This window comes from Pedobacter nototheniae (genome assembly GCF_032678625.1).
In the GTDB taxonomy this organism is placed as follows: domain Bacteria; phylum Bacteroidota; class Bacteroidia; order Sphingobacteriales; family Sphingobacteriaceae; genus Pedobacter; species Pedobacter nototheniae_A.
This window is the reverse complement of the sequence record NZ_JAVTSO010000001.1, coordinates 1,231,483-1,247,203: the sequence shown is the minus strand read 5'-3', so window position 1 is coordinate 1,247,203 and position 15,721 is coordinate 1,231,483. Positions and strand designations below refer to the sequence as shown.

Annotated in this window: 16 protein-coding genes; 4 read left to right on the top strand and 12 right to left on the bottom strand. The window is 37.5% G+C overall.

The genetic code is table 11. The features are described from left to right. Positions 1 to 278: 278 nt before the first annotated feature. A complete protein-coding gene (locus R2Q77_RS05670) occupies positions 279 to 635 on the bottom strand; it encodes a hypothetical protein (protein WP_316802740.1) in 357 nt (118 codons plus the stop codon). A gap of 121 nt (positions 636 to 756) precedes the next feature. Here R2Q77_RS05670 and R2Q77_RS05665 point away from each other — a divergent pair, with 121 nt between their 5' ends. Beyond that, a complete protein-coding gene (locus R2Q77_RS05665; RefSeq protein WP_316802739.1) occupies positions 757 to 1,125 on the top strand; it encodes a YccF domain-containing protein in 369 nt (122 codons plus the stop codon). 106 nt (positions 1,126 to 1,231) lie between these two features. Here the strand turns inward: R2Q77_RS05665 and R2Q77_RS05660 are convergent, their stop codons facing one another. Further along, positions 1,232 to 2,206 (bottom strand): App1 family protein, encoded by a 975-nt coding sequence (locus R2Q77_RS05660; RefSeq protein ID WP_316802738.1) that lies wholly within the window; start codon positions 2,204 to 2,206, stop codon positions 1,232 to 1,234. A 59-nt stretch (positions 2,207 to 2,265) separates the two neighbouring features. On the opposite strand from R2Q77_RS05660, the gene R2Q77_RS05655 reads away from it, so the two are divergent. Then, a complete protein-coding gene (locus R2Q77_RS05655; RefSeq protein WP_316802737.1) occupies positions 2,266 to 3,132 on the top strand; it encodes a diacylglycerol/lipid kinase family protein in 867 nt (288 codons plus the stop codon). Here R2Q77_RS05655 and R2Q77_RS05650 read toward each other — a convergent pair. The 10 genes from R2Q77_RS05650 to R2Q77_RS05605 form a co-directional block, all read right to left on the bottom strand. Beyond that, the gene (locus R2Q77_RS05650) at positions 3,129 to 3,524 is read right to left on the bottom strand and encodes a hypothetical protein (RefSeq protein ID WP_316802736.1); all 396 of its coding nucleotides are present in this window, start codon (positions 3,522 to 3,524) and stop codon (positions 3,129 to 3,131) included. The genes R2Q77_RS05655 and R2Q77_RS05650 overlap by 4 nt on opposite strands. Further along, complete coding sequence (locus R2Q77_RS05645) at positions 3,525 to 4,178, bottom strand: TonB family protein (protein ID WP_316802735.1); 654 nt, start codon at positions 4,176 to 4,178, stop codon at positions 3,525 to 3,527. Positions 4,179 to 4,246: 68 nt separating this feature from the next. Next, positions 4,247 to 4,942 (bottom strand): peptidoglycan DD-metalloendopeptidase family protein, encoded by a 696-nt coding sequence (locus R2Q77_RS05640; RefSeq protein WP_316802734.1) that lies wholly within the window; start codon positions 4,940 to 4,942, stop codon positions 4,247 to 4,249. A gap of 3 nt (positions 4,943 to 4,945) precedes the next feature. Beyond that, positions 4,946 to 5,581, bottom strand: coding sequence for a PAQR family membrane homeostasis protein TrhA (trhA, locus tag R2Q77_RS05635; RefSeq protein WP_316802733.1), 636 nt, complete (start codon positions 5,579 to 5,581; stop codon positions 4,946 to 4,948). A gap of 5 nt (positions 5,582 to 5,586) precedes the next feature. Further along, positions 5,587 to 5,964, bottom strand: a complete 378-nt coding sequence (gene rbfA, locus R2Q77_RS05630) for a 30S ribosome-binding factor RbfA (RefSeq protein ID WP_316802732.1) — start codon at positions 5,962 to 5,964, stop codon at positions 5,587 to 5,589. A gap of 90 nt (positions 5,965 to 6,054) precedes the next feature. Then, positions 6,055 to 7,242 carry a GTPase HflX gene (hflX, locus tag R2Q77_RS05625; protein ID WP_316802731.1) on the bottom strand — a complete coding sequence of 396 codons (1,188 nt, stop codon included), beginning with the start codon at positions 7,240 to 7,242 and terminating at the stop codon, positions 6,055 to 6,057. Between the two features lie 178 nt (positions 7,243 to 7,420). Then, positions 7,421 to 8,203: an indole-3-glycerol phosphate synthase TrpC gene (gene trpC / locus R2Q77_RS05620; RefSeq protein ID WP_316802730.1), complete on the bottom strand. Its 783-nt coding sequence runs from the start codon at positions 8,201 to 8,203 to the stop codon at positions 7,421 to 7,423. A gap of 82 nt (positions 8,204 to 8,285) precedes the next feature. Then, a complete protein-coding gene (locus R2Q77_RS05615; protein WP_316802729.1) occupies positions 8,286 to 8,870 on the bottom strand; it encodes an aminodeoxychorismate/anthranilate synthase component II in 585 nt (194 codons plus the stop codon). Positions 8,871 to 8,893: 23 nt separating this feature from the next. Beyond that, a complete protein-coding gene (locus R2Q77_RS05610; RefSeq protein ID WP_316802728.1) occupies positions 8,894 to 10,291 on the bottom strand; it encodes an anthranilate synthase component I family protein in 1,398 nt (465 codons plus the stop codon). Positions 10,292 to 10,553: 262 nt separating this feature from the next. Continuing rightward, entirely contained in the window at positions 10,554 to 11,000 is a 447-nt protein-coding gene (locus R2Q77_RS05605) for a cytochrome B (protein WP_316802727.1), read from the bottom strand. A 112-nt stretch (positions 11,001 to 11,112) separates the two neighbouring features. Between R2Q77_RS05605 and R2Q77_RS05600 the strand changes: the two genes are divergently transcribed. Both R2Q77_RS05600 and R2Q77_RS05595 read left to right on the top strand, forming a co-directional pair. Next, positions 11,113 to 14,139, top strand: a complete 3,027-nt coding sequence (locus R2Q77_RS05600) for an amidohydrolase family protein (RefSeq protein WP_316802726.1) — start codon at positions 11,113 to 11,115, stop codon at positions 14,137 to 14,139. Further along, the gene (locus R2Q77_RS05595; RefSeq protein ID WP_316802725.1) at positions 14,123 to 15,436 is read left to right on the top strand and encodes an amidohydrolase family protein; all 1,314 of its coding nucleotides are present in this window, start codon (positions 14,123 to 14,125) and stop codon (positions 15,434 to 15,436) included. Before R2Q77_RS05600 ends, R2Q77_RS05595 begins: the two co-directional genes overlap by 17 nt. Positions 15,437 to 15,721: the final 285 nt, after the last annotated feature.

Below are 15,721 nucleotides of genomic sequence, written 5' to 3'. Positions count from 1 at the left end.
TTCCCTTCCTCCGAAGCGGGTTGCAAAAGTAGAAAAATTATCCGCTAATCCAAAGCCAACACACCCTTTATTCCCTCAATATCCCCTAACTCCATGAATCTCAATCACAAAAAATAATCCATAACCTCAAACTTTTACTTCGGCAGCGTGTTTTAGAAGGTTATGGAGTTCTATCGCCTTTAATTTTTAAATAAAATAAAGAGAATAACATTGAAAAAGTACTTTCAAAAGGTAGTTGAATTGATTAAAAATTATTCGGATATATACTACAATATAGGTTAGCTTTTCTTTTTAAGGATATAATGCCGCTCATTCACATCTTTATTGGTACCCACGGCGTACACCTGAAAAAGATCATAACCATAACTGCTCATCTTACTAATAAATTCTAAAGCTGATTTATACTCCAGTCTTTTTTCATTATCATCTTTGATTACGGCGTCATCAGACGAATTTATCTTTTGACCATGTTCCAATAAGATAAATGTTTTTCCACCAAATGTGCTTCGTAATTCTGAAACATCAATGTACTCAGACCGGATTTCATTTAAACCAATACCACCAACGGTTTGTGCCTTGGTTTGCGAAAATGCAAGGCATGCAGCTACTGCTGCTAAAAGGATTACTTTTTTCATTTTATTGTTTCTTTTGTGTGTATACTAAAGTTAAAGAATTCAATAAAAGAAGCGGCATGTTTTTGAAAGTGGATATGTAACAATATTGATTTTTGCCCATCTTAAAATAAAAAGGGATTACATGAATTTCATAGGCAATATTATCTGGATTATATTTGGTGGCTTCTTTATCTTTTTGGAGTATATTTTTGGTGGCTTAATTCTTTGCCTAACCATTGTAGGGATTCCTTTTGGCTTGCAGTGTTTCAAATTTGCAATTGTTGGGCTGGCACCTTTTGGGGTAAAAATAACAGATACCTCATCTAATACGGGATGCCTATCAACCATAATGAATATAATATGGCTGTGCTTTGGTGGATTTTGGATTGCATTAACCCATTTAGTATTTGGATTGCTATTGTGTATTACCATTATAGGAATACCTTTTGGCCGACAACATTTTAAACTGATGAATTTAGCGTTCACGCCTTTTGGAAAATCAATAAGTTAAATTTGCTGCTTTAAACCCAACCGACAGCGTTATCCCCGATTCTTCATCGGGATTAAGCAAAGGGTGGGGCTGCATAAGCCGATAAGCATTGAACTGGCTTTTCTAATTATTCAATCAATCCGATAGACTTTGAATGGGCAATGGCTTCGGCGCTATTGCCAAACAAGCAGGTTTTTACATTTTTAGCTTCAATTTGATTAAGCAGTAACCTGGTGTCATGCTCTTTTTTAGGGCGAATGTTCCGGATGTAAACAGCTTCTATATTTTCGGGGTATTTTTCTACAATTGCTTTATATATAACAGGGTCCTGCTGGCTGTTATCTCCAAAAAAAACAAACTTCTGATTGGGAAAGGCATCCAGAATTCTCATAACGCGCAGCAATTTGCCTTCATGCCCCGTTTTACCTGTTTTAAATAAGTCTTTCCAGCGCTTAATCTGGTTCAGTAAAAAGGCTCCTTCTGGTAATTTATTAAATCTAAAGGTTTCAATTAAGTAATCGTAAAGATTCCATTCGCTGCTGCTTACATAAAAAAATGGATTAGGCTGGTCTTTATCGGTATGAGATAGTGCCAATTGCTGGTAATGGCTTGCCACCTGGCTAAATGTTTTTCGTGTATGTGGGTTTTTGATAAAAAGTTCGCGAAGCCTTCTCGCAATTGTGGCCGAATGAGAAATCATAACGGTATCATCAACATCAGAAATAAATGCATATTGTGTAATGTGCGGCACATAAACTTTGCCCTCGCCAATACTTATTATTTCACCTTTATCATCAATGGCTTCTACCCCAACATTGTGCCAGCCTGCCGGAACATCTTGTTCGGCTTCCCATTCAAATTTAAAAAAACCATCATTTTCAGTTTTATTGTAAATGGTTTGATTAAAAAAATGCAGACGAACCTGAACAAAAGGGTAGGGTTTTAAGATAAACAGTTTAAAAAGATGGACAATATTTACCCACAAATTATTACTGTAAACCTGACTGGCTTTGGCTTTTTGCTTAAAAACATGACCATAAACGACTAAATTATGTTTATGCCCGTAACCATGGTAAATTTTTACACTTGCATTTTTATTCATTGCTTATAAAACAGACTTAGCTCAAATTTTGTTTGTGTTTTAGCATTACAGATATATACATGAAATTATTATTCGTCATAAATCCAGGCTCGGGCAGTCATGATACAGATTTAAAAACTTTAATTTCTAATCATTTTAGGGAGCGGAAAACGGTTATTGAACTATTTGAATTGCCCGAAAACTGTTCTATAGATAAAATTAAGGAAAGGATTAAACTGGCAAACGCCGATCGCATAATTGCTGTTGGTGGAGATGGCACGCTTAAACTGGTAGCCGAATGTATTTTAAATACAGATATACCTGTTGGAATTATTCCTGCGGGATCGGCAAACGGAATGGCAAAAGAATTGGATATCCCAATGGATTTGGAGCTGGCAATGGATTTGGCGGAAAGTGGCACTGCAAAAAAAATCCATGTCATAAAACTCAATGATGAATTGTGCATACATCTATCAGATTTAGGTTTTAATGCTTATCTGGTTAAAAAATTTGACAGTTTATCTGAACGGGGCATGTGGGGTTATGCAAAAGCAACCTGGCATGCATTATGGAATCATAAACGAATGGACGTTGAGCTAAATTTAAAGGGGAAGCAGTTTAAATCGGCTGCAGCCATGGTGGCCATTGCCAATGCAACCATGTATGGTACCGGCCTAAAAATAAATCCGGATGGAAAATTAGATGATGAACTTTTTGAGGTAATATTGGTTAAGGATTATTCCTATCTGGAGATTATAAAAATCTGGATGACAAATTTGCCCTTTAATCCTAAGAAGATTGAGGTTTTTCAAACTTCTGCTGTAAAAATTAACGCTAAACATAAAGCCCATTTCCAGGTTGATGGCGAATACATTGGAAAGGTAAATACAGTTGAAGCTAAGATTTTACCCGCAGCCATTTCAGTTATTGTGCCAGCCGTGACTTAATTAAGCAGGTATTTTCTGTGAATTTTGATGGTATAGTATAACCTGAAAAACTCGGCGATAAAACATAACTTGAATAAAATATCAAACCATCTTTCGCCAAGATTAAAATATTCGGGGATAAAAGTGATAAACCCAATTGAAAAAACCCAAACCACAAGCCTGAAGGGAAACTGAATGTAATATGCGATAAAGCCAAACTTTTTAAACAACATTAAACCAGTTGCTGATATAAAAAGGGAAACAAATAGAGGAAGCATTAAAATAACCTTGGCCTGAGACAGCGTTTCGCGTGGAATTTCGTTAAGATGGGTAATAATTTCCCAGAATTGCTTGCCTAAAAGCGCGATGGTAATGATATCTAAAAAGGCAAAAAATTTAATGGTATATCGCATTTATTTACAGTATTGGGCGATGTATTGATCGGCCTTATTGCTTCCTACATGTTTAACAAATAAGAAATCAGCACAAGCACCAAGTTTATCGCCCTGTTTTATTTTTTTTAATCCGTCATTAATTCTTTCATCCAGGTATTCATCGTCAATACCAAGTTGTTTTTTAATTGCCAGAATTTGCATCTCCTGTCCGGGTTTTGCCTGATCAATATTCTTATAAAAGTTTATAACCACATCGGTTAACCTTTCATCTGTTTGGTAGGCATCTATTGCCGTTTGGATTTCTGATTTACTTTTTCTGTCGCAATCATACCCGCTCAACTTGAAGTTAACCGGAACAATGACGACCACAGTGGAATCATAACCCGAAGGGATTTTCCATTTACCAGAACTTAATCTGATTAAGCGCAAGGCCTCATCATTTAGTTCGGTAATAATGCCCGAATTTATTTTAGATGCATGTACATTTCCTTGATTATCTAACTTGAAGCTTACATTTACCGTACCCTGAATGCAATTGTATTTCGAAAACCTGGGATAAATAGTGTTATTTTTTATGAAATTAGAGAAACCATCTTTACCGCTTTTAAACTGCAATTGTGCCATAGCCGCCATGCTGCAAAAAATTAAACAAAGGGTTAATAATTTCTTCATTAGGCTAATTTACGTAAAAAAGGTGAAAGCAATGTTTAAAGGACAAATACTAAAGGGCTATTAAAACTTTACAGTTTATTTCCAAAAGTATATTTTAACACCAGGTTTGGATCAGGGCAGTTGGCAAGATATTGGTTCCGTTCGCTGAATTTACAAACCCCGGGATAGTCGCCTTTTAATCCTTTCATATCGCTAATAATTTGAAAATGCAGGTGTGGCGGCCAGTTTCCATTTTCTTCCTTAATGCCAAGTTCGGCTATTTTTTGTCCGGCAGGAATGTGTTTTCCCTTTTCAAGGCCCTTAAGCGAAGTCAGGCTTAAATGTCCATACAGCGCATAAAACTGAATATTATCTAAAGTATATTCTAAAATGATGGTTGCTCCATAATCTCCAAAATGATTATTATTTGCAAAGCTATGAACTTTGGCCTCAAAAAAATTATAAACGGAAGTAGCTGCAGGCGCCCAAATATCAACACCTAAATGCAAACGACGAGGTTCTTCTGCGGTATTAAAATGTTCACTTCTTGAATAAATGGTACGGTGCTCGTTGTAGCCGCCAACCCCATAACGTGCACCATGAATGGCCAGTTTTTGATTAACCCAATCAGAAAATAAATTGGTATTATCCAGGATCTGAGGCGTTAGTTCTGTATTCGATGCAGTAAAATCTAAAGGGAGCAACTGATCTTTTGAGGCATCAAAATCAACAACCCGAGCAATAGATGCAGCATGTTTCTCAATAAGGTTTTGAAAATCGTTCATTTATTAAGCCACGCTAAAAATATAAACATAATTATAAATGTAATGAGATAATGCCCCGCCAATTACAAACAAATGCCAAAGTTCGTGGCTATGCAAATATTTAAACAGTGGTTTATCCTTTGCATAATAATAAGTACCTCCGATATAAAATACACCACCAACCAGCAGCCAAAAAATGGCACCCACAGGTAAAGTGCCGAGCATTTTCTGTAATAACGGCACAATTAAACAACCCATTAAAATATAAATGGATAAAGAGATAACTGTACTTTTTAATCGGTTAAAAATTTTAAGCAAGCAGCCTATAATAGCAATAAGCCATACAATTGCAAACAAACTCCAGCGCAACCAGCCATCAAAAACCAATAAAGCAGTTGGCGTATATGATCCGGCGATCATTAAATAAATGCAGCAATGATCAAATTTTTGCCAGAAACGGACGCCATATTCTGTGTTTGGATAGCCATGATACATGGCACTTACCCCAAAAAGAATGAAAGTACCGATGCTGTAAATCCACGCAGCGGTAAATTCAATTGATGTAGTACATTTCTGCAACAGAAAATAGCCTGCCGGAATTGCAATTAAAGCTGGAATAAAGTGGGTAAAGAAATTTACTGGCTCTCTTAAGCTTCTCACAAAAACTATTCGCTATCTTCTTCTTTTTGTCTTGGTTCTTTAGCTATTTTTTCAAAAAGATGATCCATACGTTCCACATATTCATTCGTATCATCTACAAAAAAGGTAAGTTCAGGAATTACCCTAACCTGATGGCGGATACGACTTCCTAATTTATACCTGATTTCGCCTGCATGTGCATTAACCGTATTGATGGATAAGGTTGTATTATTGGTATTAAAAAAACTCAGATAAACTTTAGCCACGGCCAAATCTGGCGATACCCGCACACGGGTAATGGTTACTAATGTATCTGGTAAAAATGAAGTTCCTTCTCGCTGAAAAATCTGTGCTAACTCCTCTTGTATTACTCCCGCAAATTTCTGCTGACGTTTACTTTCCATAATGTTATTTTTGCGTGCTTTAAATTTCAGAAGTTTAAAGCCCATGTTTAATTTGTACGCTTCAATAAACTCAGCGTAACATCATTTTATTTAATACAACAAATTATCATAAGGATATCTGGCTGTATGTGTAGCTTTTACCTTATCGTATAACAGTGTTTTAAATTCTTCTATATTTTCTTTTTCAGTAGCGGAGATAAATAAAACCGGAATTTTATCATGGCTCATCCAGCTGTTTTTAAATTCTGACAATGATAATTTTCCATCGTCTTCAGGGTCATTTACTTCCGGAGAAACATAAGCATCGATTTTATTAAAAACCAAAATCATGTCTTTATCAATTGCGCCAATGTCCTTTAAGGTTTCATTAACCGTATTAATCTGATCTTCGAAATTTGGATGCGATACATCCACAACATGAATTAAAATATCGGCTTCGCGAACTTCATCCAGCGTAGATTTAAAACACTCTACCAAATGGTGAGGCAACTTACGGATAAACCCAACCGTATCTGAAAGTAAAAATGGCAAATTATCGATAACCACTTTACGCACAGTTGTATCTAAGGTTGCAAATAATTTATTCTCTGCAAACACTTCTGATTTTGCCAGCATATTCATAATCGTTGATTTACCAACATTGGTATAACCAACTAAGGCTACCCGTATTAACTGACCACGATTTTTACGTTGCGTTTCGTTTTGTTTATCTATGCTTTTAAGACGTTCTTTTAGTAAGGATATTTTATTTAAAATAATCCTTCTATCACTTTCTATCTGCGTTTCACCTGGCCCACGCATACCAATACCACCTTTTTGGCGCTCAAGGTGAGTCCACATACCGGTTAAACGCGGCAATACATATTGTAGCTGGGCAAGCTCTACCTGCGTTTTTGCTTGCGCAGTTTGTGCCCTGTTTGCAAAAATGTCTAAAATCAGGTTGCTTCTGTCTAAAACCTTCGCGCCCAACTCGCGCTCTATGTTTCTTAATTGCGATGGAGATAATTCATCATCAAATATTACAGTATCAATCTCTTCTGATTTTACATATGCTTTTATTTCTTCCAGCTTACCCGTACCCACAAAGGTTGCCCTTTCAGGTCTTAACATTTTCTGTGTAAAAACCTTTTCTACTTTTCCTCCAGCTGTATCAACTAAAAAAGCCAGCTCATCTAAATATTCTTTTGTTTGAGCATCCTTTTCGCCAGGTGTTACCACACCAACTAAAATTGCTCTTTCCTGCGTAATCGCAGTATCATAAAATTTCTGTTTTCCCATGTAATTAAAGCAAATATACAAAATTTGCCAATGTATAAATCCATTGACAAACCATCTGGCTGCAAAAAGGTTTTAAATAACTTTGGTTGTGGCAAGCACGAACAATGAAGCAATCTCCTACTTTATGGTGATGAAACTGTGGTAAAAGATTGCCTGATGCCTCGCTATGGTGAAAAGATTAAATCTGATTTACAAATTCTTTAATTGCTAAACCTGGATTATTAGTTTTCATAAAATTTTCACCGATTAGAAAACCATTAAAACCGGCTGATTTTAAATCTCTTATAGTAACCGGATCGCTGATTGCGCTCTCCGAAATTTTCAAAAATTCATTAGGTATTTTGTTTACTAAATCGAAAGATGTCTGAATATCGACTGTAAAATCTGCCAGGTTCCGGTTGTTTACGCCAATTGCATCAAGATTAAGACAAATACTCCTTTCTAATTCTTCCAGGTTATGTACTTCTAATAAAACATTTAAACCTAAATTTTGAGCAAAAGTTCCAAAATCCACAATTTGTTTTGGGCTTAAAATAGCTGCAATTAAAAGGATAATATCTGCCCCCCAGGCTTTGGCTTCTAAAATCTGATATTCATCAATCATGAAATCTTTCCGCAGAACTGGAATTTCATTCGCTGCTCTTGCTGCCCGTAAATCATCTGCTTTTCCGCCGAAAAAATCCACATCTGTTAAAACCGATAAAGCGGAGGCTCCGGCTGTATTATATGCTTTGGTTACCTCTGTTACATCTGCCGTACCATTAATTAAACCTTTAGATGGCGACCTGCGTTTAAATTCGGATATAATTCCAGTTCTATCTTCAGCCAATAAAAAATCTTTGAAAACGTAGGGATTACGTTTAAAGTATGTTGATTTTTCCAAATCCTGAACAGAAACAAGTTGCTTTGCCTGGGCAACTTCTTCTTTTTTACGCAGTACAATTTTATCTAAAATATTCATTCTATTTTCGTAATTGTCATTGCGAGGCACGAAGCAATCTCATACAACAGATTGCCTCGTGCCTCGTAACGACGTAATTTATTTAAGAGGTTAACCAGTTTTCCATCATTTGTTTTCCATGTTCTGTTAATACACTTTCTGGATGAAACTGAACACCACGAACATCAAGCGTTTCATGTCTTAAAGCCATAATTTCATTTTTATGATCGCGTGCTGTAATTTTTAAACAGGTTGGAAAATCTTCTTTACTCACCACCCAACTGTGGTAACGCCCAACATTAATGGTTTGCGGGCATTCCCAAAATAAAAATTCATCTCCATCTACAACGGTTACAGGTGTTGCAATACCATGCATAGGCCTTCCAAGATTTAAAAGCTTGGCTCCAAATACTTCAGCAATGGCCTGCTGGCCTAAACATACGCCGAAAATGCTTTTGGTTTCGGCATACGTTTTAATTACTTCAAGCAATAAACCTGCTTCTTCCGGTATGCCTGGTCCAGGCGAAAGTAATATCTTATCGTATGGTGCAACATCGGCAATATCAAACTTATCGTTTCTCCAAACTACTGCTTCGTAACCAACTTCGTTAATTAAATGAACTAAGTTGTAGGTAAAACTATCGTAGTTATCGATTACCAAAACCGTTTTCTTATTTATATTTCCCATCTTATTTCTAACTCAATATTAACCTAAATTCCTTCTGCCATTTCTACGGCCTTACGCAAGGCAGCAATTTTATTGTTTACTTCCTGCATTTCTGTTTCTGGTACCGAATCGGCAACAATGCCTGCGCCTGCACGATAATGCAGTTCGTTGTTTTTGCTCATAAAGGTTCTGATCATAATGGCATGATTAAAATCTTCATTAAAGCCCATAAAACCAATGGCTCCTGCATAAAAATTACGGCCAAGTTTCTCATTTTCATCTATCAGCTGCATGGCTTTATATTTTGGTGCTCCACTTAAAGTACCCGCAGGATAGGTATCGGCAACCACTTTAAAAGCCGTTACATCTTCCTGTAAATGCCCGCTAACCTTGCTAACCAAATGAATGAGGTGAGAATAATATTGAACTTCTTTAAAAGATTTTACCTCTACATGGTTACAATGCCTGCTTAAATCGTTTCTTGCTAAATCTACAAGCATTACATGCTCGGCACTTTCTTTAGGATCCTGCTCTAATTTACGGGCCTGCTCTGCATCTTCAATATCATTGCCACTGCGTTTAAAGGTTCCGGCAATAGGAAAAATATTTGCAGTATTGTTTTTAATGGTAATCTGCGCTTCGGGTGATGAACCAAACAATTTAAAATCACCGTAATCGTAATAAAACAAATAAGGTGATGGATTGATGGAGCGTAAGCAACGGTATACATTAAATTCATCGCCGGAGAAAGATTGTTTAAATGCTCTTGAAGGAACAATCTGGAATACATCTCCACGGTATATGTGTTTTTGTAATTTCTCTACCAGTTGAATAAAACCTTCATCTGTTAAGTTAGATGTTTCTTCACCTCTGGTTTGAAACTTATATTCAGGATAGTTTTTATTCTGGATCAGGTATTCCATTTTTTCCAGTCCACCTTCTTCCTCACCGTCGAATGTATTTTTAAAAAGAGTAATCTCATTTTTAAAATGATCTATAGCAATAATGTAACGGTACAAATGGTATTGCATTTCAGGAATTTCTTCACCTTCGGGTGTTTCCGAATGGAGTTTTATATCCTCAAAGTGCTGTACTGCATTCCAGGTAAAATAACCAAACAAGCCGCTTGAAATAAACTTAATCTCTGGCAGTTCTGTTTCTTTAAATTTATCTTTAAAGGCCGTAATTTCTTCTGTTAGGTTTTCACTATCTTTAATTTCTACTGTTCCATCCGGGAAATACGTTTCCAGCCGGTTATTTTTAAGGATAATGCCAGCAACCGGATCAGCGCAAACAAAACTCATAGAATTTTCACGACTGTGGTAATCCGAACTTTCCAGCAAAATACTGTTGGGATAAACATCGCGAAGACGCAAATAAATACTTACCGGTGTAGTGGTATCGGCTAATAATTTTTTGTAAGTGGTATTTATTTTAAACATTTCTTTATCGTCATTGCGAGGAGGTATAATGAAGTAGTCTCCTCTTTTGTAAATTATTTTTATAAGTAAAAAGCCCGACGTGTGGTTCTACGTCGGGCTTTAATGGTTCTTTTAATAAGGTTTAGGTTGATAAACTATATCTTGCATACGCAGCCGGCGCAATTCTTTTTTGAATTACTTTGCCAAAGCCATGTATGTGTATTTCTATTCATCAGCAGCAAAAATATAAATATTTTTAAATAAGCGAAATATTTTTTAAAATTTATGATACACCAAAGAATGTTCTGCCGGGAACGTTTTTAGTCATTAATGCAATTGAAACAATAATTATAACCAGGGCTAAACCAAAGAAAATAGCAATTATACGGTGTTTTGCTACTGCTTCTGCAATCTTTTTCGACTTAGAATTTCCTACAGTAATTAAAACAATTGCAACAATCATCATGCTAATGTGTTCCATTTTAAAATAGCGGACTGCAGGTGCACCTGCACTGCTTAAACGATACCAGCCTTCGCTAAAATAAAGTACTAAGCCCAATAATAACTGAATGTGTGCACTGATTAATGTAAATACATTTAGCTTTCTATCTCCTTCTGTGTAAGGTTTATTGCCAAGCCATCCTGATAAAGCTTTTACAACCGCAATAATCAGTAAAAGAAAAACCACATAGCGCCATCCAGAGTGCGCACTTTTTAAAATATCATTCATATCTAAATTTTCTATTATCCAAAAATAGACATTAATTGTAAAAAATAGGTTAATAAGCACCGGCAACGCTTATTTATATTAGTTTTAAACAAAATAAACCCCTAAACTTATTATGAAGAAAATTTTACTCGCCATTGTGCTGGTATTTTCTACTACAATGCTTTTTGCGCAACAAGGTACTTACCCGGTTAATGGCTCTTTTGATACGCGCCCGGGAATGTTTGCCCTTACCAACGCAACAATTGTGGTTAATGCCAGTCAAACCTTAACAAATGCTACTCTTTTAATAAAAGGCCAAACCATACAGGCGGTTGGTGCCGGCATAGCCGTACCTAAAGGTTACGTAGTGATTGATTTAAAAGGAAAATTTATTTACCCATCTTTAATTGATGCTTTCTCAGGCTATGGTTTACCCGAGGTAACCAGTCAAGCACGTGGCTTTGGAGGCAATCGTCAATCGGTTTTTACCTCCACAAAAAAGGGCGCTTACAACTGGAACGAAGCTATACGTCCCGAAACATCGGTTAAAAATATTTTCAGTGCTGATGCTAAAAAAGCTGATGAACTCCGTAAAGTTGGTTTTGGAAGTGTAAATGTTATTAACCGCGATGGCATTGCGCGTGGTATTTCGGCCGCTGTAACCTTAAACGATGGAACAGATAACAATGTATTCCTGAAAGACCAAACCGCAGCCAATTATTCTTTTAATAAAGGATCGTCTGCGAATGATTATCCAACTTCTTTAATGGGATCTATTGCTTTATTGCGTCAAACCTATTACGATGCGCAATGGTACAATAAACAAAAGGAGGAATACAACATTTCTCTTGAAGAATTTGGCAAACAGCAAAATATGCCCCAGATTTTTGAGGCGGATGGTTGGGCCAACATTCTACGAGCCGATAAAATAGGCAAGGAATTTGGGAAGCAATACATCATTAAATCTAATGGCGATGAATACCAAAGAATTAACGAAGTTAAAGCAACTGGCGCTACATTAATTATTCCTTTGGCTTTTCCTAAAGCATATGATGTGGAAGATCCGGCAGAAGCCCGAAACGTAACTTTAGCACAAATGAAAGCCTGGGAAATGGCTCCTGCAAATGCAGCTGCTTTAGAAAAGGCAGGAATTAAATTTGCATTAACGGCCTTCGGACTGGAAAACAGCCGCGATTTTTGGGCAAATATTCGCACGGCTATAGAAAATGGACTATCTGAGAAACAGGCTTTACAATCGGTAACCGAAATTCCGGCTTCTATTTTGGGTATAAGTGATAAAGTGGGTTCGTTGGAAAAAGGCAAAGTTGCCAACTTCCTCATCTCTTCTGATAACTTATTTAAAAATGGAAACATCATATTTGAAAACTGGATACAAGGCAAACGTTTTATCGTAAATAAAATGGATGTTGCTGATGTACGTGGTGTTTACAACTTAAACGTTGATGGTATTGGTGCCTTAACTTTAAAAATTACCGGAACAGCTGGTGGCTCAGTTGCTGCTGTAGAAAGAACCGGAGCAGATAGTGTTAAAACCACTGCAACTTTTAGTCGCAATGGAGATTGGGTTAGCCTTAACTTTAACTTAAAGAAAAACCCAAAAGGTGATGTGCGTTTAAGCGGCTATTTGACGGCTGCCAATCCCCTGACTTTTAAAGGCGAATCGGCCCTTGCTGATGGAAGTACCGGAAAATTTACGGCTACCTATAAAGAACCGGCCAAAGATACACCTAAACGTGACGAACCTAAACCAACGTTGGCCATGGGCGCTTTACTGTATCCGTTTGGAGCCTTTGGAAATGCTGAATTGCCCAAAGCAGAAAGCGTACTGCTTAAAAATGGTACCGTTTGGACCAATGAGAAAGAGGGCATTCTGCTAAATGCAGATGTACTTTTGGAAAATGGTAAAATTAAGGCTGTAGGTAAAAACCTTCCGGCAGGAAACGCTAAAGTAATCGATGCAACGGGGAAACACATTACACCTGGTATTATTGATGAACATTCGCACATTGCTGGTTCGGGTGGTATAAACGAAGGTGCCCAATCGGTATCTGCCGAAGTACGGATTGCCGATATTATCAATTCTGAGGATGTTAATATTTATCGCCAGCTGGCAGGTGGGGTAACCACCTCTCATATTCTTCATGGCTCGGCAAATCCAATTGGAGGCCAATCGCAATTGATTAAATTAAGATGGGGCAAATCGCCCGAGGAATTAAAGTTTGCAGGTGCTGATGGCTTTATCAAATTTGCACTCGGCGAAAACGTTAAGCAAAGTAATTTTGGAACAGGGCAACGTTTTCCGGTAACCCGCATGGGTGTTGAGCAAACTTATATCGATGAATTTACCCGCGCCAAAGAATATGAAAAGGCAATATCGGTAAAAGGCAATACCATTCGTCGTGATTTAGAATTGGATGCCATAGTAGAAATTTTAAACAACAAGCGTTTTATTACCTGCCACTCTTATGTACAAAGCGAAATTAATATGCTTATACATGCGGCAGATAGCATGGGCTTTAAGATAAATACTTTTACACACATTTTAGAAGGCTATAAAGTAGCCGATAAAATGAAAGCACATGGCATTGCAGGTTCTACTTTTTCTGATTGGTGGGCTTATAAAAACGAAGTTGCAGAAGCCATTCCATACAATGGAAAAATTATGCACAACGTAGGCATTACCACTGCCTTTAACTCGGATGATGCCGAAATGGCGCGCCGTTTAAACCAGGAAGCAGGCAAAGCTGTTTTATATGGCGGCGTTCCAGAAGAGGAGGCTTTCAAGTTTGTAACGCTTAACCCAGCAAAAATGCTCCACATTGATGCAAAGGTGGGCAGCTTAAAAGCAGGGAAAGATGCCGATGTGGTTATCTGGTCGGCCAATCCTTTATCCATTTATGCAAAAGCCGAAAAAACTTTTGTTGATGGCATTGCATACTGGGACATTGAAAAAGATGCACAAGTGATTAAATCACAACAAATTGAAAAGGCACGCCTGATTCAAAAAATGTTAGAAAGCAAAAGTAAAGGCAGCCGCACACAACGCCCGGTAGGCGATGCACCTCGTTTATACAATTGCGAAACTTTAGAAAATTATTCAGCTGAATTAACCGAACAAGAACATGCACACTCTTATTAAACCCTATATATTCAGTCTGGTGTTATCGGCAACCAGTCTGATCTGTTTTGCACAGGCCAACATATCGCCAGCAAAAAAACAAAGTAAAACCATAGCCATTACAGGTGCTACCGTACACGTAGGTAACGGAACCATTATTGAAAATGGAACCATCCTTTTTGGCAATGGTAAAATTATTTCGGTTGTGGCAAATGGACAAGTACCACAGGACGATGTTATGCAGATTAACGCCAGTGGTAAACACATTTATCCGGGTTTTATTGCAGCAACAACCAATCTTGGTTTAACCGAAATTGAGGCCGTAAAAGCCACACTTGATTTTCAGGAGATTGGTGATTACAATTCTCATATCCGCTCAATTGTTGCCTACAATACGGATTCAAAAGTACCGGCAACCTTACGAAGCAATGGAATTTTAATGGCACAACCCACACCACAAGGCGGAACCATATCAGGGAGCTCATCCGTTGTACAGCTTGATGCATGGAACTGGGAAGATGCTGCAATTAAAACAGACGATGCCATGCACATGAACTGGCCTGTTACGCCACGTTTTAGAGGTGGTTTCGGCAGACCTCAAGTTTCGGCAGAAGTATTGGCTGAGCGTGCTCAAGCCGCCATTAATCAATTAACATCTTTTTTCGCCGAAGCTAAGGCCTATGGCGAAATGGGTAAACCTGATGTAATTAACACACGGTTTGAAGCTATGAAGCGTGTGTTTACAGGTGCAGAAAAGCTATTTATAGCAGCCGATAGTCAAAAGGATATTGTAGCAGCAGTAAATTTCGCAAAGAGATTTGGCATTACACCTGTTATTACGGGCGCAGATGAAGCTTATTTATTAATTGATTTTTTAAAAGAGAACAACATCAGCATTGTTGTAAAACAACCCCATGCCCTCCCCAACAATAACGATGATGATGTGAATATGCCTTATAAAAATGCAGCAATTTTAGCCAATGCAGGCATTACTGTAGTGGTTAGTATCGATGGATACTGGCAACAACGCAATTTACCTTTTATGGCCGGTACTGTTTCTGCCTGGGGTTTGGATAAAGAAAAGGCGCTGTCTACCATCACCTTAAATGCAGCCAAGGTAATGGGAGTTGATAAAACCACTGGCAGTATCGAAAATGGAAAGGATGCAACCTTCTTTATTTCGGCCGGAGATGCTTTAGATATGAAAACCAATAAAGTTGAACAAGCCTTTATTCAGGGCAGAGATATTAACCTGGATAACCTGCATAAGCAATTGGATAAAAAATTCAGTGATAAATATACTGCGGAAAAGAAATAGCCTTCAACGTTGCTGGTGCACTGAAAATTATAGTGTAACCCACAATTTTAATTCGTTCTAAAAAAACACAACGGCCAATATTAATTTATTGGCCGTTTTTTGTTTTGGCAATTCGTTCGCAATTTCAAGTATACCGCTTAAAATACTCATCATTTCGAGCGCAGCGCAACGAAGCAAAGAATCTTTAGGGCTGCATTAAAATCTTACTCAACACTGGCAGCGTGCAACCTTTCCATTAAATTAGTTGTGCAACAAATTAATACAAACTTAACACCTACGACTGGC